Source organism: Streptomyces roseoverticillatus (genome assembly GCF_000719265.1).
GTDB lineage: Bacteria > Actinomycetota > Actinomycetes > Streptomycetales > Streptomycetaceae > Streptomyces > Streptomyces roseoverticillatus.
In genome coordinates this window covers 190,395-215,308 of the sequence record NZ_JOFL01000011.1, presented here as the reverse complement: position 1 = coordinate 215,308, position 24,914 = coordinate 190,395, and the positions used below count along the sequence as shown (strand labels likewise).

General features: G+C 72.4%; 21 protein-coding genes. 6 read left to right on the top strand and 15 right to left on the bottom strand.

What is annotated here, in order from left to right; translation table 11 throughout:
* Positions 1–100: 100 nt before the first annotated feature.
* The 4 genes from IF61_RS0115150 to pdhA (IF61_RS0115135) all read right to left on the bottom strand — a co-directional run bounded on the left by IF61_RS0115150 (position 101) and on the right by pdhA (IF61_RS0115135) (position 4,877).
* Positions 101–934, bottom strand: a complete 834-nt coding sequence (locus IF61_RS0115150; RefSeq protein WP_052392701.1) for a helix-turn-helix transcriptional regulator — start codon at positions 932–934, stop codon at positions 101–103.
* Between the two features lie 279 nt (positions 935–1,213).
* Complete coding sequence (locus tag IF61_RS0115145; RefSeq protein ID WP_030366906.1) at positions 1,214–2,722, bottom strand: dihydrolipoamide acetyltransferase family protein; 1,509 nt, start codon at positions 2,720–2,722, stop codon at positions 1,214–1,216.
* Between the two features lie 23 nt (positions 2,723–2,745).
* On the bottom strand, positions 2,746–3,726 hold the full coding sequence (locus IF61_RS0115140) for an alpha-ketoacid dehydrogenase subunit beta (protein WP_030366905.1): 981 nt from the start codon (positions 3,724–3,726) through the stop codon (positions 2,746–2,748).
* On the bottom strand, positions 3,726–4,877 hold the full coding sequence (gene pdhA, locus IF61_RS0115135; protein ID WP_030366904.1) for a pyruvate dehydrogenase (acetyl-transferring) E1 component subunit alpha: 1,152 nt from the start codon (positions 4,875–4,877) through the stop codon (positions 3,726–3,728). The genes IF61_RS0115140 and pdhA (IF61_RS0115135) overlap by 1 nt, the downstream gene beginning before the upstream one ends.
* 363 nt (positions 4,878–5,240) lie before the next feature.
* Here pdhA (IF61_RS0115135) and IF61_RS0115130 point away from each other — a divergent pair, with 363 nt between their 5' ends.
* The 3 genes from IF61_RS0115130 to IF61_RS0115120 all read left to right on the top strand — a co-directional run bounded on the left by IF61_RS0115130 (position 5,241) and on the right by IF61_RS0115120 (position 7,616).
* Positions 5,241–5,900, top strand: a complete 660-nt coding sequence (locus tag IF61_RS0115130) for a response regulator (protein WP_030366903.1) — start codon at positions 5,241–5,243, stop codon at positions 5,898–5,900.
* Between the two features lie 141 nt (positions 5,901–6,041).
* Positions 6,042–6,476, top strand: coding sequence for a pyridoxamine 5'-phosphate oxidase family protein (locus tag IF61_RS0115125; protein WP_030366902.1), 435 nt, complete (start codon positions 6,042–6,044; stop codon positions 6,474–6,476).
* A 15-nt stretch (positions 6,477–6,491) separates the two neighbouring features.
* Positions 6,492–7,616: a phosphotransferase gene (locus IF61_RS0115120; RefSeq protein WP_397945278.1), complete on the top strand. Its 1,125-nt coding sequence runs from the start codon at positions 6,492–6,494 to the stop codon at positions 7,614–7,616.
* 94 nt (positions 7,617–7,710) lie between these two features.
* Here the strand turns inward: IF61_RS0115120 and IF61_RS0115115 are convergent, their stop codons facing one another.
* On the bottom strand, positions 7,711–9,375 hold the full coding sequence (locus IF61_RS0115115; protein WP_030366900.1) for a protein kinase domain-containing protein: 1,665 nt from the start codon (positions 9,373–9,375) through the stop codon (positions 7,711–7,713).
* 317 nt (positions 9,376–9,692) lie between these two features.
* Between IF61_RS0115115 and IF61_RS0115110 the strand changes: the two genes are divergently transcribed.
* Positions 9,693–11,426 carry a Stk1 family PASTA domain-containing Ser/Thr kinase gene (locus IF61_RS0115110; RefSeq protein ID WP_030366899.1) on the top strand — a complete coding sequence of 578 codons (1,734 nt, stop codon included), beginning with the start codon at positions 9,693–9,695 and terminating at the stop codon, positions 11,424–11,426.
* A 187-nt stretch (positions 11,427–11,613) separates the two neighbouring features.
* Here IF61_RS0115110 and IF61_RS0115105 read toward each other — a convergent pair whose 3' ends face one another.
* The 3 genes from IF61_RS0115105 to IF61_RS0115095 form a co-directional block, all read right to left on the bottom strand.
* A complete protein-coding gene (locus tag IF61_RS0115105) occupies positions 11,614–12,177 on the bottom strand; it encodes a bacterial proteasome activator family protein (RefSeq protein WP_030366898.1) in 564 nt (187 codons plus the stop codon).
* A gap of 147 nt (positions 12,178–12,324) precedes the next feature.
* Positions 12,325–13,002: a hypothetical protein gene (locus IF61_RS0115100; RefSeq protein ID WP_030366897.1), complete on the bottom strand. Its 678-nt coding sequence runs from the start codon at positions 13,000–13,002 to the stop codon at positions 12,325–12,327.
* Between the two features lie 179 nt (positions 13,003–13,181).
* Positions 13,182–14,159: an NAD(P)H-quinone oxidoreductase gene (locus IF61_RS0115095; protein ID WP_030366896.1), complete on the bottom strand. Its 978-nt coding sequence runs from the start codon at positions 14,157–14,159 to the stop codon at positions 13,182–13,184.
* A 51-nt stretch (positions 14,160–14,210) separates the two neighbouring features.
* On the opposite strand from IF61_RS0115095, the gene IF61_RS0115090 reads away from it, so the two are divergent.
* Positions 14,211–15,311 (top strand): potassium channel family protein, encoded by a 1,101-nt coding sequence (locus IF61_RS0115090; RefSeq protein WP_211264885.1) that lies wholly within the window; start codon positions 14,211–14,213, stop codon positions 15,309–15,311.
* A 315-nt stretch (positions 15,312–15,626) separates the two neighbouring features.
* Here IF61_RS0115090 and IF61_RS0115085 read toward each other — a convergent pair whose 3' ends face one another.
* The 5 genes from IF61_RS0115085 to pdhA (IF61_RS0115065) are packed head-to-tail and all read right to left on the bottom strand — an operon-like array spanning position 15,627 to position 21,997.
* A complete protein-coding gene (locus tag IF61_RS0115085; RefSeq protein ID WP_245684511.1) occupies positions 15,627–17,240 on the bottom strand; it encodes a molybdopterin molybdotransferase MoeA in 1,614 nt (537 codons plus the stop codon).
* 5 nt (positions 17,241–17,245) lie between these two features.
* Entirely contained in the window at positions 17,246–18,148 is a 903-nt protein-coding gene (locus tag IF61_RS0115080) for an NTP transferase domain-containing protein (RefSeq protein ID WP_043189198.1), read from the bottom strand.
* 35 nt (positions 18,149–18,183) lie between these two features.
* Positions 18,184–19,827 (bottom strand): dihydrolipoamide acetyltransferase family protein, encoded by a 1,644-nt coding sequence (locus IF61_RS0115075; RefSeq protein ID WP_030366892.1) that lies wholly within the window; start codon positions 19,825–19,827, stop codon positions 18,184–18,186.
* A complete protein-coding gene (locus tag IF61_RS0115070) occupies positions 19,827–20,843 on the bottom strand; it encodes an alpha-ketoacid dehydrogenase subunit beta (protein WP_030366891.1) in 1,017 nt (338 codons plus the stop codon). Before IF61_RS0115070 ends, IF61_RS0115075 begins: the two co-directional genes overlap by 1 nt.
* On the bottom strand, positions 20,840–21,997 hold the full coding sequence (pdhA, locus tag IF61_RS0115065; protein WP_030366890.1) for a pyruvate dehydrogenase (acetyl-transferring) E1 component subunit alpha: 1,158 nt from the start codon (positions 21,995–21,997) through the stop codon (positions 20,840–20,842). Before pdhA (IF61_RS0115065) ends, IF61_RS0115070 begins: the two co-directional genes overlap by 4 nt.
* Positions 21,998–22,180: 183 nt before the next feature.
* Here pdhA (IF61_RS0115065) and IF61_RS0115060 point away from each other — a divergent pair, with 183 nt between their 5' ends.
* Positions 22,181–22,672, top strand: a complete 492-nt coding sequence (locus IF61_RS0115060; RefSeq protein WP_030366889.1) for an Lrp/AsnC family transcriptional regulator — start codon at positions 22,181–22,183, stop codon at positions 22,670–22,672.
* 36 nt (positions 22,673–22,708) lie between these two features.
* On the opposite strand, the gene IF61_RS0115055 is transcribed toward IF61_RS0115060, so the two are convergent.
* Together IF61_RS0115055 and IF61_RS0115050 are read right to left on the bottom strand one after the other, a co-directional pair.
* Entirely contained in the window at positions 22,709–23,302 is a 594-nt protein-coding gene (locus IF61_RS0115055; protein ID WP_030366888.1) for a TetR/AcrR family transcriptional regulator, read from the bottom strand.
* A 2-nt stretch (positions 23,303–23,304) separates the two neighbouring features.
* A complete protein-coding gene (locus IF61_RS0115050; RefSeq protein ID WP_030366887.1) occupies positions 23,305–24,822 on the bottom strand; it encodes a 3-hydroxyacyl-CoA dehydrogenase in 1,518 nt (505 codons plus the stop codon).
* Positions 24,823–24,914 lie beyond the last annotated feature (92 nt).

Below are 24,914 nucleotides of genomic sequence, written 5' to 3'. Positions count from 1 at the left end.
GTCCGCGATCCGGACAACGGGCGTCCCGGCTTACGGTCCTGTCCAGCCGCCCGCCCGGCAGGGCCTCCGGCGGGACCTCCGGCAGGCCTTCTGGCAGGGCTTAAGGTGCCGTCCAGCCGTCCGCGGGCGTGATGAAGACGAACCTCAGGTCAGGACGCTGTATGGGCAGCAGCACATGGCTCGTCACCCGTACCTCCCGTCCACCGTGGAACGGCAGTTGCAGCCGGAACACGTCGCCGTCGCGGTGCTCGACCACGTCGTGCTCCTCGGCCCAGATGCGCCGGCAGTCGGCGTCCGCGTCGAGGATGTCGCGGACGAGCGTGCGCAGTTCGGCGTTGCCGGGGTCGCTGTTGGCGGCGACGCGCAGCATGGCGAGGTACGTGCGGGCGCAGGCGTTCTCCCAGTCGAGCATCTGCTCGCGGGCCTCGGGGTCGAGCAGCGCCCAGCGCATCAGATTGGCACCGGGCCGCCGCACCCAGGGAAACCACTCGGCCATGAGGGAATTCGCCGCGACGATATTCCAGGCCACATCGGAGAGATAGGCGGGATAGGACGTCTGCTGTTCCAGCAGGGCTTTGACGCCGTATGGGAGATCGCCCCGCCCGGCGCCGGCTTCCCGGGAGAGTTCACCGGGCGGGCGGCGGCCGCTCACCGCGAGAAAGAGCGTGAGCGTCTCGGCGTCGCTCAGCCGCAGCGCTCGGGCGACGCGGAGGAGGAAATGCTCGGAGAAGTCCTGCCGGCGGCCGGCTTCCAGCGCGCGGTACCAGCCCTCGCTCACCTCGGTCATCCGGGCCACGTGGGCCTGGGAGAGGCGGCGTCCGGGCCGGGGGAGGACGCCGCGCAGCTCGGGGACGGTGCGCGCGTCGACGCGGGCCCGCCAGGCGCGGAGAAGACGGCTGATGGATTCACCGTCCACGTGGTCGGCGCCGTCCACGCGTCCTCCAATTCCGACAGTGCAAGTGTCGGTCAATCTTAAGTAAATTGCCCCGCACGGGCTATTCGAGTCGCTGACCTGGCTGGGATTCCCGAGGCCGCTCCGCATCACGACGGGGGCCCGGACGCCGCGCTCTCTCCTCGCTGGAGGGGGGTGAGGAGAGAAGCGTCCGGGCCTTTCGTCGTTTATGTCGTACCTAATTCAACCAATTAATCCAGGACCATCCGGGATCACTCACCCGGAGGCCGGGATCACCCCCAGCTGATCAGCCCCGGGTGATCAGCCCCAGGTGATCAGCCGCTGCGGATTCTCCAGCACCGCCGCCGTGTCGGCCAGCACCTTCGAACCCAGCTCGCCGTCGACCAGGCGGTGGTCGAAGGACAGCGCCAGCGTCGTCACGTGCCGCGGCTTGACCTTGCCCTTGTGGACCCACGGCTGCAGCTTGACCGCGCCGAAGGCCAGGATCGCCGACTCGCCCGGGTTGAGGATGGGCGTGCCGGTGTCGACGCCGAAGACGCCCACGTTGGTGATGGTCACCGTGCCGCCGGACATGTCCGCCGGGCTGGTCTTCCCCTCGCGGGCGGTCGCCACCAGCTCGGACAGCGCCGTGGACAGCTCGGGGAGCGTCTTGACGCCGGCGTCCTTGATGTTCGGCACGATCAGCCCGCGCGGCGTGGCCGCCGCGATGCCCAGGTTCACGTAGCCCTTGCGGACGATCTCCTGGTTCTCCTCGTCCCACGACGCGTTGACGTCCGGGTTCCGCTTGATCGCGACGAGGAAGGCCTTCATGACGAGCAGGAGCGGGTTGACGCGCAGGCCCGCCATGTCGGGGTCGTCCTTGAGCTTCTGGACGAGCTTCATCGTGCGGGTCACGTCGACGGTGACGAACTCCGTGACGTGCGGCGCGGTGAAGGCGCTCGCGACCATCGCCTGGGCGGTGGCCTTGCGGACCCCCTTGACCGGGATCCGCGTCTCGCGCGCGGCGAGGTCCCCACCGGCCGCGGGAGCGCCCGCGACGGCCACCGGCTCCTCCGCGACCGGGGCAGTCGCGGCCGAAGCGGCGGCGTGGACGTCCTCGCGCGTCACGATGCCGTCGGCACCGGACGGGATGACGGAGGCGAGATCGACCCCGAGATCCTTGGCGAGCTTGCGCACGGGGGGTTTGGCGAGCGGACGAGCACCAACGGAGGCCTGTCCGGCCCCGGGGGCCGTTCCCGTCCCGGAGGCCTGTCCCGTGCCGGGGACCGGCGAAATCTTTTCGGCCGCGGTTCCGGGTGCACCGGTCGAGGGCACTGCGGCCGCAGCAGGCCCGGCCGCCCCGGCCGGGCGCCCGTTGAGCTCCGCCTGTATGGCGGCGGCCACCGGCTCGGCTGTCACGGGCTGCTTGCGAGCACGCCGCTTCGTCGAAGACGGCGCCGCCCCGTACCCCACCAGCACGGCCTGCCGCCCCTGCGGCTCCTCCGCCTCCTCGGCGGGCGCGGCCGGGGCCGCAGCCTGCTCCGGCGCAGCCGGTCCCGCTCCGGGGTCCGTGTCCACCGAGATGATCACCTGGCCGACGTCGACCGTCGTCCCCTCGGGGAACCGCAGTTCGTGCACGACCCCGTCGAAGGGGATCGGCAGTTCGACGGCCGCCTTGGCCGTCTCGACCTCACACACCACCTGCCCGTCGGCGACGGTGTCGCCGGCGGCCACGTACCACTTGAGGATCTCCGCCTCGGTGAGCCCCTCGCCCACGTCGGGCATCTTGAACTCGCGGAAGCGCTGGTCGTTCGCGGTCCTTGCAGTCATGGTCACGACTCTCCTCAAACCCCTCAGTACGCCAGCGCGCGGTCGACGGCGTCGAGCACCCGGTCCAGTCCCGGAAGGTACTCGTCCTCCAGCCGGGACGGCGGGTAGGGCGCGTGATATCCGCCGACCCGCAGGACCGGGGCCTCCAGGTGGTAGAAGCACCGCTCGGTGATCCGGGCGGCGATCTCCGCACCGGTGCCCAGGAAGACCGGGGCCTCGTGGACGACGACCAGCCGGCGGGTGCGCTCGACGGACGCCTGGATGCCGTCGAAGTCGATGGGCGACATCGAGCGGAGGTCGAGGACCTCCAGGGACTTGCCCTCCTCCTCGGCCGCCGCGGCGGCCTCCAGACAGGTCTTCACCATCGGCCCGTAGGCGGCGAGGGTGAGGTCCGTGCCCGGGCGGGCGACGCGCGCGGCGTGCAGCGGGTCCGGAATGGCCTCCGTGTCGAGCTCGGACTTGTCGTGGTAGCGGCGCTTGGGCTCGAAGTAGATGACCGGGTCGTCGCTCTGGATGGCCTGCTGGAGCATCCAGTAGGCGTCCGAGGCGTTCGACGGGGAGACCACCTTCAGGCCCGCGACGTGCGCGAACAGCGTCTCGGGCGACTCGCTGTGGTGCTCGACGGCGCCGATGGCACCGCCGTAGGGGATGCGGATGACGACCGGCAGCTTGATCTTGCCGAGCGCGCGGGCGTGCATCTTGGCGAGCTGGGTGACGATCTGGTCGTACGCGGGGAAGACGAAGCCGTCGAACTGGATCTCGACGACGGGGCGGTAGCCGCGCAGGGCCAGGCCGATCGCGGTGCCGACGATGCCGGACTCGGCGAGCGGGGTGTCGATGACCCGCTCCTCGCCGAAGTCCTTCTGCAGGCCGTCGGTGACGCGGAAGACGCCGCCGAGCTTGCCGACGTCCTCGCCCATGACGAGGACCTTGGGGTCGTTCTCCAGCGCGGTGCGCAGCGAGGCGTTGATCGCCTTGACGATGGAGAGCTTCTGGGCGGTCATCAGTGGCTCTCCTCGGCGAACGAAGCCTGGTAGGCGGCGAACTGGGCGCGCTCCTCGTCGACGAGGGCGTGGCCGTCGGCGTAGATGTTGTCGAAGATCGCCATGTTCTCGGGGTCCGGCATGGTGCGGACGCGGTCGCGCACGTGCTTGGCGAGCTCGTCGGCCTCGGTCTCCAGGGCGGCGAAGAATGCCTCGTCGGCGTTGTCCTCGCGCTCCAGGTACGCGCGCAGGCGCGCGATCGGGTCCTTGGCCTCCCACAGCTCGCGCTCCTCGTCGCGGCGGTAGCGCGTCGGGTCGTCGGAGGTGGTGTGGGCGCCCATGCGGTACGTGAAGGCCTCGATCAGCATCGGGCCCTGGCCGGTGCGGGCCCGGTCGAGGGCGGCCTTGGTGACGGCGAGGCAGGCGAGGACGTCGTTGCCGTCGACGCGGACGCCGGGGAAGCCGTAGCCCTGCGCGCGCTGGTAGAGCGGGACGCGGGTCTGCTTCTCGGTGGGCTCGGAGATGGCCCACTGGTTGTTCTGGCAGAAGAATACGACCGGGGCGTTGTAGACGGCCGCGAAGGTGAACGCCTCGGCCACGTCGCCCTGGCTGGAGGCGCCGTCGCCGAAGTAGGCGATGACGGCGGAGTCGGCGCCGTCCTTGGTGATCCCCATGGCGTAACCGGTCGCGTGCAGGGCCTGCGAGCCGATGACGATGGTGTAGAGGTGGAAGTTGTTCTCGTTGGGGTCCCAGCCGCCGTGGTTCACGCCGCGGAACATGCCGAGCAGGTTGGTGGGGTCGACCCCGCGGCACCAGGCCACGCCGTGCTCGCGGTAGGTCGGGAAGACGTAGTCGTCCGGGCGCGTCGCCCGGCCGGAGCCGATCTGGGCGGCCTCCTGGCCCAGCAGAGAGGCCCACAGACCCAGTTCGCCCTGGCGCTGCAGGGTGGTGGCCTCCGCGTCGAAACGGCGGGTCAGCACCATGTCCCGGTACAGGCCGCGCAGTTCTTCGGCGGACAGGTCGATGGAGTAGTCGGGGTGCTCGACCCGCTCGCCCTCGGGCGTCAGCAGCTGTACGAGCTCGGGCTCGCCCGCCGCCTTGGCGGTCTTGGCGCCGGCGCGCTTGCTGCCGCCGCGGCGCGGCTTGCGCGCGGCAGTGCTGTCCACAGTCACGTGTGCTCCTCCGTCAGTCCGGCCCCCGGGGTCGCCGGCGGCCAGAGGGGGTTCCCCCGCCGTGAGGCAGGAGAATGCTCGCTCGATCCCCGACGGCACACGGGGTGGGTGTGCCGAGGCCGGAACCGGGCGTGACAGGCGCCCCGGCGAAAGGCCTGCAATAAGCACGTTACCCAGAAGGCCGCATTCCTGCGAAACCCCGCCTGACCTGCAATTTTGCTTGGATTTCCAAGTAAATCGAGAAAGCGGGGCGACGCTCCTGGTCACGACCTTGTGAGCACAGCCCATGCGGGCTGCCGGAACGACGGCACGTTATCCCGGAGGACAAGAGCAGGGGAAGACTCCGTGTGTGAGACTGGCACTGTGCCCGAACAAGGAAAAATCACGGTATTTCTGCTCGATGACCACGAGGTCGTCCGGCGCGGGGTGCACGAGATGCTGGCCGGGGAGGCCGACATCGAGGTCGTCGGGGAGGCCGGGACGGCCGCGGACGCCATGGTGCGCATTCCCGCCACGCGGCCTGACGTGGCAGTTCTGGACGTTCGCCTTCCGGATGGCAGCGGCGTAGAAGTCTGCCGGGAAATCCGTTCACAGGACGAGCAGATCAAATGCCTGATGCTCACCTCCTTCGCCGATGACGAGGCGCTCTTCGACGCGATCATGGCGGGCGCCTCCGGCTACGTACTGAAGGCAATTCGTGGCAATGAGTTGCTCGCCGCCGTGCGGGACGTGGCGGCCGGGAAATCCCTGCTCGACCCGGTGGCGACGGCACGGGTCCTGGAGCGGCTGCGCGACGGCAGGGCGCCTAAGGGCGACGACCGGCTGGCGAGCCTGACCGACCAGGAGCGCCGGATCCTGGACCTGATCGGCGAGGGCCTGACCAACCGCGTGATCGGCGAGCGGCTGCACCTGGCCGAGAAGACGATCAAGAACTACGTCTCCAGCCTGCTCTCCAAGCTGGGCATGGAGCGGCGCTCCCAGGCGGCGGCGTACGTGGCGCGACTCCAGGCGGAGAAGCGGTGACGAGAAGCGGCGACAAGGAGCAGTGATGAGAAGCGGTGAATCTGCCGGATCTACGGTAAACCGGTGATTCGGGACCAATGGCCCGCGCCGAAGGGGCGGGTGCCCCTATGGACGGGTGGGACAGGCGTGCACAGTGGTGCCATGCTCTCCGCGCATCCCGACCGACACCGAGCCCTCGAACTGCTCGACCGCACCCCCTACGGCCGCCTCTCGGTCAGCATGCGCGCGCTCCCCTTCGTCACCGTCGCCCGCCACATCGTCTCCGGCGACAGCGTCCTGCTCCGCCTCCACGGCGACTTCGGGTACGCACAGGCCTGCGACGGCAACGTCGTCGCGTACGGCGCGGACAACCTCGGCGACCGCCACGAGGGCGACGAGGCCGTGTGGACCGTCCAATTCGTCGGCACGGCACGCCTCTTCCTCCCCTCCGGGGAGGACCTGGAACGCTTCGGGCGGCCGCCCCGCACGGCGGACGCGACCCCCTTCCGTCCCGAATACCTGTACATCGAACCGCAGTTCACCACCGTGCATCACCTCGAAGGGGTCCCCGCGCGACAGGCCGCACACTCAGCGTGATTTAACATTTGGGACGTGCCACGCTCACTTGTCACCGATGCCCCGCCCGACACCGGACCCGACATCGGCCCCGACACCGGCACCCTGCACACACTGCTGCGCCGCTACGACCGGGCCGGCGAGCCCGTCTCGTGCGTCCCCCTGACCCAGGGCCTGCTCAACCGCGGCTACCGCCTCACCACCACCCGCGGCGACTTCTTCCTCAAGCACCACCTCGACGGCGACCAGGCCGCCATCGCCCGCCAGCACAGCGTCACCCTGCGCCTGGCCGCCCTCGGCCTGCCCGTCGCCCCGCCCGTGGCCCGCACCGACGGCACCACCGTCACCGTCCTCGGCGGCCGCTGCTACGCCCTGCACCCCTGGGTCGACGGCCGCCACCGCGACGGGGGAGAGCTGACCCTCGCGCAGTCCCGCAAGCTCGGCGCGCTGCTCGGCCACGTCCACACGTGCCTGGCGAAGGTCTGCCGGGAGGAGACCCCCGACGGACCGCTCGCGCCCTTCACCCCCGCAGAAGGCCCTGGAGAGGCCTCAGGGGGCCCTGGAGGGCCCGGGAGGCCCGAAGACGCCTCCGCGGACCCCCAGGACACGTACGCCCTCATCGAGGAGCTTCTCGGGCTCGTCCGCCGGGGCAGGGGCAGCCGCCCGCGCGACTCCTTCGACGAACTCGCCGAGCACCGGCTGATCGAGCGCCGCGCCCTGCTGGAGCGCCACGCCCACCGCCGCCCCGCCGACGGCACCGCGCCCGGCTGGGTGCACGGCGACTTCCACCCGCTCAACCTGCTCTACCGCGGCGGCGAACCCGCCGCGATCGTCGACTGGGACCGGCTAGGCGTGCGGCCCCGCGCGGAGGAGGCCGTCCGCGCCGCCGTCATCTTCTTCCTCCGGCCCGACGGCACGCTCGACCTCGCGAAGATACGGCCGTACTCGCGCGCGTACCGGCGCGCGAGCGGCGCCGGCCCCGCCGAACTGGGCGCCGCGGTCCACCGCGTGTGGTGGGAACGGCTGAACGACTTCTGGATGCTGCGCTGGCGCTACCAGCGGGGCGACCACCGCGCGGACCCCGGCTTCCCGGCGTCGGCGGCGCTGACGGTGTGGTGGACGCGGTCGTACGAGGCGGTACGGGACGCGTTCACGGACTGAGCGGCTGCGGAAACGACCGAGGGCACCCCATGGGGTGCCCTCAAGTAGTTGTTCGCTTTGTCGCCTGCTGTCGCCCGACGTGGCGGCGGCCGGATCAGCCGCCCGCGGTCACGCCCGTCGCACCGGGCTGCCCGGCGGTGGAGCCGGTGGTGCCGGTCTGCCCGGTCGTACCGGTGGTGCCGGTGGTACCCGTGGTGGTGCCCGTGGTGGTACCCGGCTTGTCGTCGCCCCCGGTGGACGGCTTGGACGACGGGTCGGGCTTGGACGACGTGTCGGACGACGGCGTCGAACCGCCGGACGGCTTGGTGGACGGCGGAGGCGTCTGACGGTGCCGCCCGGTGCCCTCGTCGGTGTCCGTGGTGTCGTCCTCGCTGTCCGACCCGCGCTGACGGCCCGTGTCGCCGGTGGTGCCGTTGTGGCCCGGGGCGGCGGATTTCTGCGAATCGGGGCTCTGGGAGTCGGAAGGACCGGGGGAGGACGGGCCGACGGACGTCTTGTCCTTCGTCGTCTTCCCGCCCTGGCCGCCGCTCGTGTTGAACGACTTCAGCGCGTAGACGACGCCCGCCACCAGCACGATCGCCACCACGGCGGCGACGAGCAGCATCTTGCCCTTGCCGCCGCCCCGGCCGCGGCCGCCGTTGCCGCCGTAGCCGTCGAACCCGCCGTCGTCGCCGTGGCGCGGCGGCAGGATCGACTGCTGCGAGGTGTTGCCGTGCTGCGTGTGCGGCATGGCAGTGGTGTGCTGGCCGCCGACGGCGCCCATCACCTGCGTGGCGCCACCGGCGAGGTGGTCAATGGGGCCGGTGTCCCAGGCGCCGGTGTGGGCGCCCGCGTCGTGCAGCATCTGCAGCGCGTACTGCACCAGCCCGCGCATCTCCTCGGCGCTCTGGAACCGGTCGTCCGGGTCCTTCGCGAGGGAGCGCATGACGAGCCCGTCGAGCTCCGGCGGCACGCTGCCGAGGACGTGCGACGGCGCCACCGGCATGTCCTGGACGTGCTGGTAGACGACCGAGAGCGGGGTCTCGCCGGTGAACGGCGGACGCAGCGCCAGCAGTTCGTAGAGCAGGCAGCCGGTGGCGTAAAGGTCCGAGCGGGCGTCGACGGTCTTGCCGAGGGCCTGCTCCGGGGAGAGGTACTGCGGGGTGCCCATGACCATGCCGGTCTGGGTCATGGTGGAGGCCGCGCCGTGCAGGGCGCGGGCGATGCCGAAGTCCATGACCTTCACCGCGCCGCTGTTGGTGATGATCACGTTGGCGGGCTTGATGTCGCGGTGGACGATGCCGTGCTGGTGGCTGTAGGCCAGCGCTTCCAGCACGCCCGAGACGATGATGAGCGCCTGCTCGGGCGGCGGGGCCTCGGCGTTGAGCAACAGGTCGCGAATGGTGCGGCCTTCAACCAGTTCCATGACGATGTACGGCACGACGTTGCGGCCGACGGTGTCCTCGCCGGAGTCGTAGACGGCGACGACAGCGTGGTGGTTGAGGCCGGCGACCGACTGTGCCTCGCGGGTGAAGCGGGCCTTGGAGACCGGGTCCTCGGCGAGATCGGCGCGGAGCAGCTTCACCGCGACCGTACGGCCGAGGCGCACGTCCTCGGCGGCGAAGACCTCGGCCATGCCGCCGCGGCCCAGCCTGTGCGTCAGGCGGTAACGGCCGTCGCCTACCAGCCCGCCATTACCCCACATTTCCGGCACATCGGGCATTCCGCCCTCGTTGGCGTCAGGGTCGGACGGACCCTGGGCGCTCTGCGTCTGTGCCATCAGTCCTCGCCGTCGTGTCTGGCCGCGTCGCGCGGAAGGCGCTGCGGTGGGAAAACGGTCTTCCGCTAAGGCACGCTACAGGTTCCGCGGCGCGCGCCGGTCCGGGATGGACGCGCTATCAAACCCGTACGGCCCTGGGCAAGGCAAATCTCGTGACGTCTTGTCGCGCATCCCGTCACGGAACGGGCACGCGGCTTGACGTGCCCGCGGCCTGGGGCAGACTTGGCCGAGATATATCGACAGAGTGGAAACGTGTGCCACTGCCGACGCGGTGGCATCTCGTAGCCAGGCAGTGCGCCCAAGGGGGAAGCAGAACGATGAGCCAGGACGGCGCACAGGGCCGCTACGCGGGCCGGTCTGTCGGTGGCGGCCGCTACCAGCTCCGGGACCTTCTGGGCGAGGGCGGGATGGCCTCCGTCCACCTGGCCTACGACTCCGTCCTGGACCGTCAGGTCGCAATCAAGACACTTCACACGGAGCTCGGCCGGGAGGCGTCCTTCCGCGAGCGGTTCCGGCGCGAGGCCCAGGCCGTCGCCAAGCTCACACACACCAACATCGTCTCGGTGTTCGACACAGGCGAGGACGACCTCGACGGGTCGACCATGCCGTACATCGTCATGGAGTACATCGAGGGCCAGCCGCTGCGCTCCGTCCTCGACGCGGACGTGGCGCAGTTCGGCGCGATGCCGGCTGACAAGGCGCTGAAGATCACCGCCGACGTGCTGGCGGCGCTCGAGGTCAGCCACGAGATGGGCCTGGTCCACCGCGACATCAAGCCCGGCAACGTGATGATGACCAAGCGCGGCGTGGTCAAGGTGATGGACTTCGGCATCGCCCGCGCCATGCAGTCCGGCGTCACGTCGATGACGCAGACCGGCATGGTCGTCGGCACCCCGCAGTACCTCTCCCCCGAGCAGGCCCTCGGGCGCGGCGTGGACGCCCGCTCCGACCTGTACTCGGTCGGCATCATGCTCTTCGAGCTGCTCACCGGACGGCTGCCGTTCGACGCGGACTCGCCGCTGGCCATCGCCTACGCGCACGTCCAGGAGGAGCCGGTCGCTCCCTCCACGATCAACCGCTCGATCCCGCCGGCGGTCGACGCGCTCGTCGCCCGGGCGCTGAAGAAGAACCCGAACGAGCGCTTCCCGAGCGCCGAGTCCATGCGCGACGAGTGCGCGCGGGTCACGGGCACGGCGCAGGCCGCGCCCGCGCCGATCATCATCGCGGGCGGTCCGCCGGCGCGCAGCGGCGCGGGCGTCGGCTCGGCGGTCTTCCCGCCCGTCGACCAGCAGACCCCCGCGCCGGGCCCTGGCGGCGTCCAGACGCCCTACCAGCCCCCGGCGGCCCCCGGGCCCTACAACGGCGGCTACGGGCCCTCCTCGGGCGCTCAGCAGGCCGCTGGGGGGTACCCGACGCCGGTGCAGCCCTTCCAGGCCGGTCCGGGCGGCCCCAGCACGCCCCCTCCGTACTCGACCGGTCCGTCCACCTCGGTCGGTTCGTCCTCGGGCGGCGGCAAGAGCAACAAGGGCGTCATCATCGGCTCGGCGGTCGTCGCGGGCCTCGCGGTCATCGGCGTGATCGCCGCGATCACGCTGAGCGGCGGCGAGAAGGGCAACGAGGCCGGCAGCGGCGGCACCACCGGCGGGCAGAGCCAGGCACCGGCCAGCGGCGCCCCGGCCCCCGGCGGCGGCACCACCTCCACGAGCGGTGGCGGCACGACGGCCGGCGGCGGCACCGGCGGCACGCAGAGCAAGCACAAGGAGGGCGACAAGTCGAAGACCGTCGACCCGGAGAAGTGCACCAAGGCCTACGAGTACTACAGCGACAAGTCGAAGAAGTCGTCCCCCGACTTCCGCTACATGTACATCGACTCCGTGAAGTCGTGCCTCCAGGCCGCCGGCTGGAAGTACCGGATCGACGTGTCGCCGGAGAACACCTGGGGCAAGGGCACGGTGCTCAACCAGGTGCCGGCCGCGGGTGACCCGTTCGACCCGAAGTCGCCGTCGGACCAGTTCGTGCTGACGGTGTCGACGGGCGACCCGGCTTCGTAGGACCGACCCGGCCTCGTAAGGCCGTTGTTGCACGTGTGCCCGGTACGTCCTGAGAGGACGTACCGGGCACATGTGCAAGCGGGCTGACGCTCGCTCAGAGTTCTTACGCTCGGGACTCTCGGAGCTCTCAGGGATGCGGAGCTCTCGGAGTCCTCGGAGGTTCAGAGCCCTCGGAGATGCGGAGCTCTCAGAGATACGGGCCGGAGCGCGCGCCGCTGTGCTGGTGGCCGTCGCCCTCGTCGTCCCCCAGGACACCGGCGGGCAGCGCCCTGCGCATCTGCTCCAGCTGGGCCCGGGCCGCCATCTGCTGGGCGAACAGCGTCGTCTGGATGCCGTGGAACAGGCCCTCCAGCCAGCCGACCAACTGGGCCTGCGCAATGCGCAGTTCCGCCTCGCTCGGCACGCTGTCGTCCATGAAGGGAAGCGACAGGCGCTCCAGCTCCTCGACCAGCTCGGGGGCCAGGCCGTCCTCCAGCTCCTTGACGGAGCTGTGGTGGATCTCCTTGAGCCGGACCCTGCTCGCCTCGTCGAGAGGTGCGGCCCGCACTTCCTCCAGCAGTTGCTTGATCATGCTGCCGATGCGCATGACCTTCGCAGGCTGTTCGACCATTTCCGTCACCGGGACCTCGCGCGACTCGTCGTCGCCCTCCCCGCCGCCGGGGCTGGCGCTGCCGAGAGCCATGCCGTCCGGGCCTACGACCAGGACTTTGGGGCTCTCCTCCTGCGACCGTTCATTCCTCGGCATATCCATGCCGCCATTCTCTCGCACATGTGATTTCCCCCTGTTGATGCCCCCGTACACGCCTGATCCACCGTGCCACGCGCCCTGCCGCGCGCCCCTTTCCCGCTTCGCGCGCCCCGTTTTTCACTCCCTGCGCCACACTGCTCACTTCATCGCTCACTTCGCTCTGCGCAGCCGCAGGGCGAAGAACCCGAGCCCTAGGCCGGTGAGGGCGAGGCCGGTGCCCAGGGGCAGGACGCGCAGCACGTGATCGCCGTAGGCCGCGGTCCTGGCGTCGCGGGCGGCGGCGGAACGAGTGGACACAGGGTCGGGAGTGGCCGGTCCGGCGGGGCCTTGCGGCTGTTCGGGAACACCGCCCGCCTCGTCCACGGCGGCCGGCGGCGCGGTGTCGGGGGCGTCCTCCCCCGGCGCGTCCTCGGCCGGGTCGGCAGCGTCCTCACCCGTCTCCGTACCGGTGTCGTCGGAGGGGTCCGCGGAGGGCGATTCGGAAGACTCGTCGGAAGGGAGTGAGCCGGATATCCCGGGCGACCCCGGCCGGGCCGTCCGGCCGGGGTCGCGGCCCGGGTGGAGGCGTCCCTCGCCGGCGGACGTCCCGGCGAGCCTGCCCTCACCGGGGGCCGGCGGGGCGGCGGGGCGGCGGGGGGGGCCGGGCGTCGGGCCGGGCGCGGCGGAAGCCGCGCGCGGGGCCGGGTGCCCGGGGGACGGCTCGGAGGGCTCGGGGCCCGGCGCGACGGCGACGACCAGGGCGGTGGCGGCCAGCACCGGCCCGGCTATCAGTCCCGTGCGCAGGCCCGCCCGCAGACTGCCCGGCAGCCTGCCGCCGTCGATGCCCACGTCGCCGCCCTCCGCTCTCCGCCCGAGCCGCTCTCGCCCACCCTCACACGGGGTGGGCGGGGCGGCACGGCGGGTGGTTCAAGCGGGTGATTGGTGAGCGGTCCTGCTCGGGCTTCGGCTCAAGCCCTGACTCATCAAGCCCTGGCTCATCAAGCCCTGGCTCAGACCGTGAGCCTGACTCAGACCGTGAGGAGGATCTTCCCCACGTGGGCGCTCTGCTCCATGACGCGGTGCGCCTCGGCGGCCTCCGACATCGGCATCGTGCGGTCGACGACCGGCCGCACCCGGCCGCCGGCGACGAGCGGCCACACGTGCTCCCGTACGGCCGCGATGATCGTCGCCTTCTCGGCGAGCGGGCGGCCGCGCAGGGAGGTGCCCATCACGGCGGCGCGCTTGGTGAGCAGCGCGCCGAGGTCGAGCTCGGCCGTACGCCCGCCCTGCAGGCCGATGATGACCAGGCGGCCGTTGACGGCGAGGGCGTCCACGTTCCGGGCGAGGTACTTCGCGCCGACGATGTCGAGGATGACGTCGGCACCGATGCCGCCGGTGACCTTGTGCAGCTCCTCGACGAAGTCCTGTTCGCGGTAGTCGATGAGGATGTCCGCGCCCAGCTCGCGGCAGGCCTCCAGCTTGTCCGCGCTGCCCGCGGTGACGGCGACGCGCGCGCCGACGGCCTTCGCCAGTTGGACGGCCATGGTGCCGATGCCGCTGCCGCCGCCGTGCACGAGGAACGTCTCGCCGGGGCACAGGTGGGCGACCATGAACACGTTGGACCAGACGGTCGCGGTCACCTCGGGCAGGCAGGCCGCCGTGACGAGGTCCATGCCGTCGGGCACGGGCAGCAGCTGGCCCGCGGGGACGCACACCTTCTGCGCGTAGCCGCCGCCCGCCAGCAGCGCGCACACCTCGTCGCCGACCGCCCAGCCGCTCACCCCGGGGCCGAGCGCCGCGATGCGGCCGGAGCACTCCAGGCCGGGGTAGGGGGACGCGCCGGGCGGCGGGTCGTAGAAGCCCTGCCGCTGGACGACGTCGGCGCGATTGACGGCGCTGGCCACGACCTCGATCAGGACCTCGCCCTCGGCGGGCACCGGATCGGGTACCTCGGACCAGACCAGGGCCTCGGGCCCGCCCGGTTCGGTAATGGTGATCGCATACATGGTCGCGAGGCTACCGCCGGGGCACGGGGAAGATCACGGAATATGGGGGCCATGGTGACGCGCAAGATGACCCGACTGTCGCTGTTCCGCACCCTGTGGAACCGCACCCGCGGCGATGCCGGCGAGGACGCCGAGGCGGGCCGCTCGATCGTCATGCCCGCCCGGCGCGTCGCGCCGCCGCTGCGGCAGGTGCTGCAGCGGCTGGTCATGGCGCTCCTGGTGCTGGCCGTCACCACACTGATCGTCTATGCGGACAGCGGCGGCTACCACGACAACGCCGGCGGCGGCGTCGGCTTCCTCGACTCGGCGTACTACGCGACCGTGACGCTGTCGACCACCGGCTACGGCGACATCACGCCCGTCGGCGACGCGGCCCGGCTGACGAATATCTTCGTGATCACGCCGCTGCGCGTGCTGTTCCTGATCATTCTGGTCGGAACGACCCTGGAAGTGTTGACCGATCGGACGCGCCAGCAGGTACGCGTCCACCGTTGGAGGTCCCGGATGCGAGAGCACACCGTCGTCGTCGGCTACGGCACGAAGGGCCGGCACGCCGTCGAGACGCTGCTCGGACAGGGCAAGCCCAAGGACAAGATCGTCGTGGTCGACCCGCAGAAGAAGGTGGTCGACGCGGCGGCGGCCGAGGGCCTGGTGGGCGTCCTGGGCGACGCCACGCGCTCCGAGACCCTGCTGCGCGCGGAGCTCGCGCGCGCCTCCCAGATCATCATCACCACGCAGCGGGACGACACGGCCGCACTGGTCACCCTGACGGCGCGGCAGCTGAACAAGTCCGCCACGATCGTCGTCGCCGTCCGGGAGGACGAGAACGTGCCGCTGCTGCGGCAGAGCGGCGCGAACACGGTCGTGACGAGCTCCAGCTCGGCGGGCCGCCTGCTCGGCATGTCGATGATGAGCCCGAACGTCGGCACGGTGCTGGAGGACCTGCTGACGTACGGAAACGGCCTGGACGTCGCCGAACGCCCGGTGACGAAGCGCGAGGCGGGTCATTCGCCACGGGACTGCGAGGACCTGGTGGTGGCGGTGGTACGGGGCCACCGCCTGCTGCACTTCACGGACCCGGAGGCGGCAACGCTGCAACTGGCGGACCGGGTCATCACCATCAGGAAGGGGACGACGCAGGAGGGGGCTTGAGGGGCCCGTCTGCAGGGCCCCCGCGTGGACGCGACCGGCCACGGCTGCAGCCGGGACCGCGCCCGTAAGGGGCGCGGGGCAGCATCAATCTGCGGCTCCGCCGCGTGGACGCGACCAGCCACGACTGCAGCGGAGACCGCGCCCGTAAGGGGCGCGGGACAGCATCAATCTGCGGCTCCGCCGCGTGGGCGCGACAAGCCACACACGACCCGCAGTCGAACGGGCAGGGGCAGAGCCCCATAAGGGGCGCGGGACAGCACCAATCCGCGGATCCGCCGCGTGGGCGCGACCGGCCACAGCCGACACAGGCCGCGGCTACGGCAGCCCCAACACCGTCACCTCCGCAGCCCTCCCCGCACCACCAGCCGGTACAACGGCCATGCCGTCCCCCGCGGCCAGCCCCCGCAGCATGGCGGGCCCGTGAAACCGAAGAGGCCGTACACGGCCGACCCCGTCGTACTCGACCGGCACGAGCCGCGTATCCGCCGGATGCCCGGACACGGCCTCCGCGAGAACGGCCCGCGCCACAGCGCCGGACGCTCGCCCGGTCAGCGCCCGCAGCAACGGCTCGGCAAGCGTCAGCAGCCCGGCCACGGCGGCCAGCGGATTCCCCGGCAGCCCGACGACATGCCGGCCGGGCCCGAGCCTGGCGAGCAGCATCGGATGCCCGGGCCGCACCGCGACCCCGTCGACCAGCAGCTCCGCACCCAGCCCCCGCAGCGTGGGGTGAACGTGGTCCACAGGCCCGGAGGCCGTACCGCCGGTGGTGACGACCACGTCCGCCGTGGACGCGGCGAGCGCCTCGCGCAGGGCGCCGCCCTCGTCCCCGAGGTACAACGCCTCACCCGGCTCCGCCCCGAGCGCCCGCAGCCACGGACCGAGCATCGGGCCGAGGGCGTCCCGGATCAGCCCGCCCTCCGGCAGCCCCTCGCGGAGCAGCTCGTCGCCGAGGACGAGCACGTCGACGCGGGGGCGCCGCACGACGGCCAGTGCGTCGTAGCCGGCGGCGGCCGCGAGCCCGAGCAGGGCGGGGGTGACGAGCGTTCCTACGGGCGCGAGTTCGTCGCCCTGCCGGCACTCGCCGCCCCGCGGCCGGATGTCCTGGCCGTGGCTGACGTGCCGGCTGGCGAGCAGCTCGCCCTGCACCGTCACTTCGCCGTGCTCGCTGCGCAGCACGGCGGTCGCCCCGGGCGGGACCGGCGCTCCGGTGGCGATCCGCACGGCGCGCCCGTCGCGCAGCGGCCGCGCGCCGGGGCGGCCCGCGAGGACGTCCTGCGCGCCGGGTGGCGGGAGCTTCCAGGGGCCGGGCCCGGAGACGGCCCAGCCGTCCATGGCGGAGGTGTCGAAGGAGGGCAGGTCGGTGAGGGCGACGAGCGGCTCGGCAAGTACTTGTCCGAGGGCGTCGCCGAGGGCCCGGTCCTCCGCCGGAAGGGCACCGGCGGCGGCTGCCGCGACGGCGCGGGCCGTGGACCAGGGGGTGGCGTGGGAACTGCGCGTGGCGTGGGGGGCGTCGTCGGCCGTCATGTCGCGGGCCCGCTTCTCGTCCTTGCCGTCCTGGGCGACGTCGATGTCGGTGAACGGAAGGTCATCGTAGGCGGGAGCCGGTGCGGGAGCGGGGACGGAAGGCCCCCGCGTGGCATGCGCGGCCCGTGCGGTGCCCACGGCGCGGCCGCCGTCGACCACGCCGCCCCCGACGGGGATCTCGTCGAACGGGAAGTACGCGAAGGACGCTTGCCCACTGTGCGCGGGTCCGGCGTGCGGAGGCTCGGCATGCCGGGGCTCGGCGCGACCGGCCCCGGACCGGCCCGCCGCCTCCGCGCCCTCGTCGGGCAGCCGGTCGCCGGCGTGGGAGCGCGCCCCGCGCCGCTGGTTCGTGAAGAGCGCCAGCGCATCCTCCGTCGCCCGGTCGAGCGCGGAATCCCCGTCCACGTCCTTCATCGCGGGCCGTCGGCCTTCCCGGCGGCGCCGTCGCCGGGCTTGCCCGCCGCGTGGTCCTCGGCGGCGGCCGCCTCCGCCGCCCACTGCTGGGCCAGGGCCACGGCCTTGCGGGTCGCCTCGGCCACCGCTTCGGGGCCGCCTCCCAGGCGCCCTGCGGCGTAGCCGACGAGGAAGGTGGTCAGGGGCGCGGCGGGCCTGGCCACGCCGTGCGCGGCGTCGCGCGCGAGGTCCAGGAGGGCGGTTGTGTCGACGTCGAGGTCGATGCCCAGCTCGGCCTTGGCCGCGGAGATCCATTCATCCAGCACGCTCCCATCGTCCCTGATGCGCGCGCGGGCGGTGGCGACGTCCTCCCAGGTGTCACAGTCGAAGGAGGCCGTCGGGTGCGGGAACCGGCCGAGGGTGAGCTCGTCGGTGAGCAGCCGCAGCGGCAGCCCCACGAGGCTGCCGTGCTCGGCGGCGAGCAGCGCCAGCTCGCGGCGCAGCGGCTCGGTGCGGTAGGCGGCGACCAGCGGCTGATCGCGGCCGTCCAGGTCGGTGAGGAGCACCCCTTCCACGTACGGGCCGCCGGTGGCGGCCGCGGCGAGCAGGGCCCGTACGGTCTCGGGGCGCAGGAACGGCAGGTCGGCGGAGAGCACGAGAGTGGTGCCGGCGGCTGTGTGCCGCAGGCCGGCGGCGAGCCCGGCGAGGGGGCCGCCGCCGGGAGGCTCCTCCCGCGCCCACCGCACGGGGCGTGCGGTGGGGCGCCGGGGGCCCACGACGACGGTCTCCTCGGCGTCCGCGCACGCCTCCAGCACCCGGTCCAGCAGTGTGCGCCCGCCCACGCGCAGGGTGGGCTTGTCGGTGCCGCCCAGCCTGCGGGCGGCGCCACCGGCGAGCACTATGGCGTCGTAACCAGTCACCCGACGAGTATGGCCGTTCGCCTTGCGGCGAAGGCTCAGAGGGAGCGCAACAGTACGGCGGGCTGCTCGACGCAGTCGGCCACGTAGCGCAGGAAGCCTCCGGCGGTGCCGCCGTCGCAGACCCGGTGGTCGAAGGTGAACGACAGCTGCACCACGTGCCGTACGGCCAACTCGCCCTCGTGCACCCAGGGCTTGGCGGCTATCCGGCCGATGCCGAGCATGGCCGCCTCGGGGTGGTTGATGATCGGCGTGGAGCCGTCGACGCCGAACACGCCGTAGTTGTTCAGCGTGAACGTGCCCCCCGTGAGCTCGGCGGGGGTCAGGGCGCCCGTGCGCGCGGCCTCGGTCAGCCGGGCGATCTCCGCGGAGAGGCCGGCAGCGTTGCGCAGGTGGGCGTCCCGGACGACGGGGACGACCAGCCCGCGCTCCGTCTGCGCGGCGAACCCGAGGTGGACGCCGGGCAGCCGGACGATCTCCCGGGCCTCGGTGTCGACGGTGGAGTTGAGGTCGGGATAGCGGGTCAGGGCGGCCGTGCAGATGCGGGCGAGCAGGGCCAGGAGGGAGATCTTCGCGCCGCCGGCGGCGTTCATGGCCTTGCGGGCCGCCAGCAGCTCGGTCGCGTCCGCGTCCACCCAGCAGGTGGCGTCGGGAATCTCCCGGCGACTCCGGCTGAGCTTCTCGGCGACGGCACCACGCAGCCCCCGCAAGGGGATGCGCTCGGCGCCGGCGACCCCGGCGGCCGGGGAGGGGGCCGGCGCCTTGTCCGCGGCCGCGGCAGCACGTACGGCACGCTCCACATCGGCGCGCAGGATCAGCCCGTCCCGGCCGGTACCGGTCAATGCCCGCAGGTCGAGACCGTGTTCACGGGCCAGCTTCCGGACGAGTGGAGAGACGACGGGAACGGGCCCGGCCGGGACGGAAGGCCGTGCCCCGGCCACGGCTACGGCCCCGCGCTCGCCCGCACGCCGCTCCTCGGACACGCCCTGGGAAGCCCCTCGGCCGACAAGATCACTGGGGGCCTCGGCCGTTCCTCCCGCCGCAGCGGCGCCCGGCCCGTATGTACGTGACCGGAGGTGCCCGCCCGCCTCAAGACCGTCCGTGGACACGGCTCCGGAGGTTCCACCGGGCGCGGGCTCGGCCCGGGAAGGCCCCGGGCCTGAAAGTCCGCCGGCGGCCTCGGCCACATCATCCGCCGCGACGGCGCTCAGCCCGTGCACACGTGACCGGCGGTGCCCGCCCGCCTCCGGGCCGCCCGGATCCGTCGGGCCACCCGCCGAGCCGACACCGGCGGAGCTCCCGGGCACCCCGGAAGAACCGGCCTTCGGCCGGACACGGCGGCGCCGCGCCGCAGGCGCCCCCGTCCCGTAGCCCACGAGCACGTTGCCGGAAGCCTCCGGCTCCTCCCCCGTGGACGCGCCCGCATCCACGGGGGACGCGCCGACGGCGACCGTCAGGAGCGGCGCCCCGACGGGGAGCTCCGTTCCCACCGCGCCGAAGCGGGCCGTCACCACGCCCCCGTAGGGGCAGGGGACTTCGACCATCGCCTTGGCCGTCTCGACCTCCACCACGGGCTGGTCGATCTCCACGACCTCGCCGACCTCCACCAGCCAGCGCACGATCTCCGCCTCGGTGAGGCCTTCGCCGAGATCCGGCAGCCGGAATTCCTTGACCTCGGGCATCAGCTCTCCGCCTCCCACTGCAGCCGTGCGACCGCGTCGAGCACCCGGTCGACACCGGGCAGGTGGTGCCGCTCCAGCATCGGCGGCGGGTACGGGATGTCGAATCCGGCGACGCGCAGCACCGGCGCCTCCAGGTGGTGGAAGCAGCGCTCGGTGATGCGGGCCGCGATCTCCCCGCCGGGGCCGCCGAACCCGGTGGACTCGTGGACGATCACGGCGCGCCCGGTGCGCCGGACGGAGGCGCAGACCGTCTCCTCGTCGAAGGGCACGAGCGAGCGCAGGTCGACCACTTCGAGGTCCCAGCCCTCGGCGGCAGCCGCCTCGGCCGCTTCCATGCAGACCGGCAGGGACGGCCCGTAGGTGATGAGCGTGGCGGAGGTGCCCCGGCGGCGGACGGCGGCGCGGCCTATGCCGGGCACCGCTTCGGGCGTCTCGGGGTCCCATTCGGCCTTGGACCAGTAGAGCCGCTTGGGCTCCAGGAAGACGACGGGGTCGTCGGAGGCGATCGCCTCGCGCAGCAGCCCGTAGGCATCGGCGACGGTGGCGGGCGTGACGACGTGGAGGCCGGGCGTCGCCATGTAGTACGCCTCGGAGGAGTCGCTGTGGTGCTCGACGCCGCCGATGCCGCCGCCGTAGGGCACCCGGATGGTGAGGGGCATGGGCATGGCGCCGCGCGTGCGGTTGCGCATCCGGGCGACGTGGCTGATGAGCTGCTCGAACGAGGGATAGGCGAAGGCGTCGAACTGCATCTCGACGACTGGCCGCAGCCCGTACATGGCCATGCCGACCGCGGTGCCGAGGATGCCGGCCTCGGCGAGCGGAGTGTCAGTGCAGCGGTCCTCGCCGAACTCCTTCACCAGGCCGTCGGTGACGCGGAAGACGCCGCCCAGCGCACCTACGTCCTCTCCGAGGACGTGGACGGACGGGTCTTCGGCCATGGCGTCGCGCAGGGCCCGGTTGAGGGCCTGGGCCATGGAGGCGGGCCGGATTCCGGCCCGGACGGCGGCGGTGGTCATCGCTGCGCCCCTTCCCGGGTCGCCGGGTCGGCCTCGGCCGCTGCCTCGAGCTCGGCGCGCAGCATGTCGGCCTGCTCCCGCAGCTGGGCGGTCTGCTGGGCGTACACGTGGGTGAAGAGGTCCATGGGGTCGAGCGGCGGGTCCTGGTTCATGCGGTCGCGCAGGTCGGCGGCCATGCGCTCGGCGGCTTCCCGCTCGGCGGCGACGACGGACGGGTCCAGCAGCTTGCGCTCGGTCAGCTCCTGCTCCAGCAGGGCGATGGGGTCGTGGCCGCGCCAGGTATCGACCTCGGCGTCGCTGCGGTAGCGCGTGGCGTCGTCGGCGTTGGTGTGGGCGTCCATGCGGTAGGTGACGGCTTCCACCAAGGTGGGGCCGCCGCCTTCGCGGGCGTGCCGCACGGCGTCGGTGAGCACCTCGTGGACGGCGGCGACGTCGTTGCCGTCGACGAGCCGGCCGGGCATGCCGTAGCCGACGGCCTTGTGGGCGAGCGAGGGGGCCGCGGTCTGCTTGGCGAGCGGCACGGAGATCGCGAAGCCGTTGTTCTGCACGAGGAAGACGACGGGGGCCCGCCACACGGCGGCGAAGTTCAGCGCCTCGTGGAAGTCGCCCTCGCTGGTGCCGCCGTCGCCGACCATGGCGAGCGCGACCACGTCGTCGCCCTTGAGGCGGGCCGCGTGCGCGAGGCCCACTGCATGCGGCAGTTGGGTGGCCAAGGGGGTGCACAGCGGTGCGATCCTGTGCTCGTGGGGGTCGTATCCGGTGTGCCAGTCGCCGCGCAGGAGCGTGAGCGCCTGGACGGGGTCGAGGCCGCGGGCGACCGCGGCGAGGGTGTCGCGGTAGCTCGGGAAGAGCCAGTCCTGCTCCTGCAGGGCGAGCGCGGCGGCGACCTCGCACGCCTCCTGCCCGGCGGAGGAGGGGTAGACGGCGAGCCGGCCCTGGCGGGTCAGCGCCGTGGCCTGGCCGTTGTACCGCCGGCCGCGGACGAGGTGCCCGTAGAGCCGCAGCAGCAGCCCGGCGTCGAGCCCGCCCGCGGCCTCGGTGCCCAGCACGCGATACGGCTCCGCGTCGGGAAGCAGGGGTGCGGGGTCGGTGCGGGGCCGCCAGGCGGGCGGGGGGATGGGCCGGTACGAGCCGGGCTGCTCCAGAACCGTCATGACGAGCACCTCCTTCGTGGGGACGGGCTTGACCGGACGCGCGGCGGGATGCGCCGGACGCCCTCCCTACCGATTGTTCGGTCGTCGGCACATTTTGGCTACAGGCGGCCCGAGCCTGTGGACAAACGGTTCTCCACAGCCTGAGATATGGCCAGGACGTCCAAGAGGGGGAGGCAGGACGCCATGCCGGACGAACAGATGGCCCTCACCGGGAGCAGGGCACCCGCGCGGCCGCTGGACGACATAGACCGCGCCATCCTGCGCATGCTGCAGGCGGACGGGCGCGCGTCGATACGGTCCGTGGCCGAGCGGGTGCACGTCTCGCGCGCCAACGCCTACGCGCGGATCAACCGGCTGATCGACGACGGGGTCATCCGGGGCTTCAGCGCCCGCGTCGACCAGGAGCGGGCCGGGCAGAGCGCGTCGGCGTACATCACGCTGAAGATCGTGCAGAACTCCTGGCGCGCGGTCCGCGACAAGCTCCTGGAGCTGCCGGGGGCCGCGCACATCGCCCTGGTGAGCGGGGACTTCGACGTGCTCCTGCTGGTGCACACCAAGGACAACCGCGCCCTGCGCGAGCTGGTGCTGACCCGCATCCAGGCCATGGACGAGGTGCTCAGCACCCGCACGCTGCTGATCTTCGAGGAGACGGACCTCGACGAAGGAGGTCTCTAGAGGTTTCCGGAGGTCTCCAGGGGTTTCCGGAGGTCTCTAGCGTTCGGTCCGGAGCCCGTCGAACGCCGTGCGCACCACCGCGTCGGCGACTTCTTCGCTGGTCACCGCCCCGCCACGGTCGGGGCGGTACCACTCCACCACGGAGTTGATCATCCCGAAGAGGAGCCGGGTGGCCAGCCGCGCGTCCACGTCCGCCCGCAGGTCGCCGTCGGCAGCCGCCTGCTTGAGCAGCTCGGCGACGCGGTGGTCGAACTCGCGGCGGCGCTCCATGGCCCAGCGCTCGGTGCCGGTGTTGCCGCGCACGCGCAGCAGCAGCGTCACGTAGGGCAGCTCGGCCATGAGCACCTCGACGGTGCGGCGGGTCACGTACTGCAGCCGGTCGACGGCCGGGCCGCCGGTCGCCCCGGGCTCGTCCAGCACGGCGAAGAGCTCGTCCAGGGCGCGGCTTATCGCGAGCCGGAGCAGCTCCTCCTTGCCCTTCACGTGGTGGTAGATGGAGGACTTGGAGATGCCGGCCGCCTTGGAGAGGTGCTCCATGGACGTGCCGTCGTAGCCCCGCTCGTTGAACACCCCTACGGCGACCGCGAGCAGCGATTCGGGCGTGTAGGTGTCGCGCTTGGCCATGGTCATGATTACAGCAGGCTCTCTTCGACGGCCGCACGGCGGCGGAGGGACAAGGAGGGGTCGTAGCGGCCGCCGGGGTACTCCTGGGCGAGGCCCCACAGCATGCCGCGCACATGGGTCAGGCCGATCGCGCGGCCCCACTCCAGCGGGCCGCGCGGGTAGTTCACGCCCAGCCGCATGGCGGTGTCGATGTCCTCGCGGCTCGCCACGCCGCGCCCGGCGGCGTCCTCGGCGAAGTCGACGAGCATGGCGACCGTACGGGCGACGATCAGGCCGGGAACGTCGGCAATGACGCTGACGCTCTTGCCGAGCGCCTGGAACAGGCCCACGGCGGCCTGCACGTCCCGTGCCGAGGCCTTCTCCGAGGGGGCGAGGGCGATCCGGGTGCAGGTGCGGTAGTCGAGGGCCAGGTCGAAGTAGATGTGCGGCCCGCCGTTCTTGGGGGTGGCGGCCTCGCCGCCCGTGAGGGTGAGCGCCGCGCCGTCGGGGAGGGTGATGTACCACTCGGAGTACGGCGCACGGTCGCGCACGACCTTGATCCCGGCTTCCTCGATCAGCTCCCGCAGGGGGGCGCAGACGCGCGGGGGCCGGGCGTGCCAGCCGATCTCCGCGGGCGGCTCGCACGGCGCCGCCGTGGCCGGTCCGGGCCGGTCGGCGCCCTCCTCGTACGGGAACCATCCGCGGCCGGACTTGCGGCCGAGCAGCCCGGCCTCCACGAGCCGCTGCTGGGCGAGGGAGGGCGTGAACCGGGGGTCGTGGAAGAACGCCTCGTAGACCGAACGAGTGACGGCGTTGTTCACATCCTGGCCGATGAGGTCGGTCAGCTCGAAGGGGCCCATGCGGAAGCCGCCGCACTCCCGCAGCACGGCGTCGATGGTGGCCGGGTCGGCGCCGCCCTCCTCGTGGACGCGGAACGCCTCCGCGTAGAAGGGCCGGGCGAGCCGGTTGACGATGAAGCCGGGCGTGTCCGCGCAGGTCACCGGGGTCTTGCCCCACGCGGCCACGGTGGCCCGGGCGCGGTCGGCCGCCTCCGGGTCCGTGGCGAAGCCCCGGACCACCTCGACCAGCGGGAGCAGCGGGGCGGGGTTGAAGAAGTGCAGGCCGACGAAGCGGCCGGGAAGCCGCAGTGCGCCGGCGACGGCGGTCACCGACAGGGACGAGGTGTTGGTGGCCAGCAGGCAGTCGTCGGGAACGACCGATTCCAGCTCGGCGAACACCTTCTGTTTGGCCTCCAGTTGCTCGACAATCGCCTCGATGACGAGGGCGGAGTCGGCGAGTTCGGCGAGCCGCGCGGCGGGCCGCAGACGGGCGAGGGCCTCGTCCCGGCCGGCCGCGTCGAGCCTGCCCTTGTCCACCAGGCGGCCGAGCCGGGCGGCGATCGACCGCGCCGCCTCCTCCGCACGGCCGGGCGCGGCGTCGTACAGCCGCACCGCGTGGCCCGCTGCCAGGGCGACCTGGGCGATGCCCTGGCCCATGGTGCCGGCGCCGACGACGGCGACGGTCCCGGCGGGGTCGATTGGGGTCATGGCAGTGATCCTCCCCGAAGAGTTGTCCACAGGTTCGCCGGGCCCCCTTGTCCCGACCGATCGTTCGGTTACTGTATCCACCGGGGGTGCGT

Excerpts from the sequence above, each read along its gene's own strand:
- IF61_RS0115145 (WP_030366906.1), bottom strand. The coding sequence starts at position 2,722 with ATGACTGCAAGGACCGCGAACGACCAGCGCTTCCGCGAGTTCAAGATG.
- IF61_RS0115140 (WP_030366905.1), bottom strand. The coding sequence starts at position 3,726 with ATGACCGCCCAGAAGCTCTCCATCGTCAAGGCGATCAACGCCTCGCTG.
- IF61_RS0115125 (WP_030366902.1), top strand. The coding sequence starts at position 6,042 with ATGCTCTCCGCGCATCCCGACCGACACCGAGCCCTCGAACTGCTCGAC.
- IF61_RS0115115 (WP_030366900.1), bottom strand. The coding sequence starts at position 9,375 with ATGGCACAGACGCAGAGCGCCCAGGGTCCGTCCGACCCTGACGCCAAC.
- IF61_RS0115110 (WP_030366899.1), top strand. The coding sequence starts at position 9,693 with ATGAGCCAGGACGGCGCACAGGGCCGCTACGCGGGCCGGTCTGTCGGT.
- IF61_RS0115105 (WP_030366898.1), bottom strand. The coding sequence starts at position 12,177 with ATGGATATGCCGAGGAATGAACGGTCGCAGGAGGAGAGCCCCAAAGTC.
- IF61_RS0115095 (WP_030366896.1), bottom strand. The coding sequence starts at position 14,159 with ATGTATGCGATCACCATTACCGAACCGGGCGGGCCCGAGGCCCTGGTC.
- IF61_RS0115090 (WP_211264885.1), top strand. The coding sequence starts at position 14,211 with ATGGTGACGCGCAAGATGACCCGACTGTCGCTGTTCCGCACCCTGTGG.
- IF61_RS0115075 (WP_030366892.1), bottom strand. The coding sequence starts at position 19,827 with ATGCCCGAGGTCAAGGAATTCCGGCTGCCGGATCTCGGCGAAGGCCTC.
- IF61_RS0115070 (WP_030366891.1), bottom strand. The coding sequence starts at position 20,843 with ATGACCACCGCCGCCGTCCGGGCCGGAATCCGGCCCGCCTCCATGGCC.
- pdhA (WP_030366890.1), bottom strand. The coding sequence starts at position 21,997 with ATGACGGTTCTGGAGCAGCCCGGCTCGTACCGGCCCATCCCCCCGCCC.
- IF61_RS0115060 (WP_030366889.1), top strand. The coding sequence starts at position 22,181 with ATGCCGGACGAACAGATGGCCCTCACCGGGAGCAGGGCACCCGCGCGG.
- IF61_RS0115055 (WP_030366888.1), bottom strand. The coding sequence starts at position 23,302 with ATGACCATGGCCAAGCGCGACACCTACACGCCCGAATCGCTGCTCGCG.
- IF61_RS0115050 (WP_030366887.1), bottom strand. The coding sequence starts at position 24,822 with ATGACCCCAATCGACCCCGCCGGGACCGTCGCCGTCGTCGGCGCCGGC.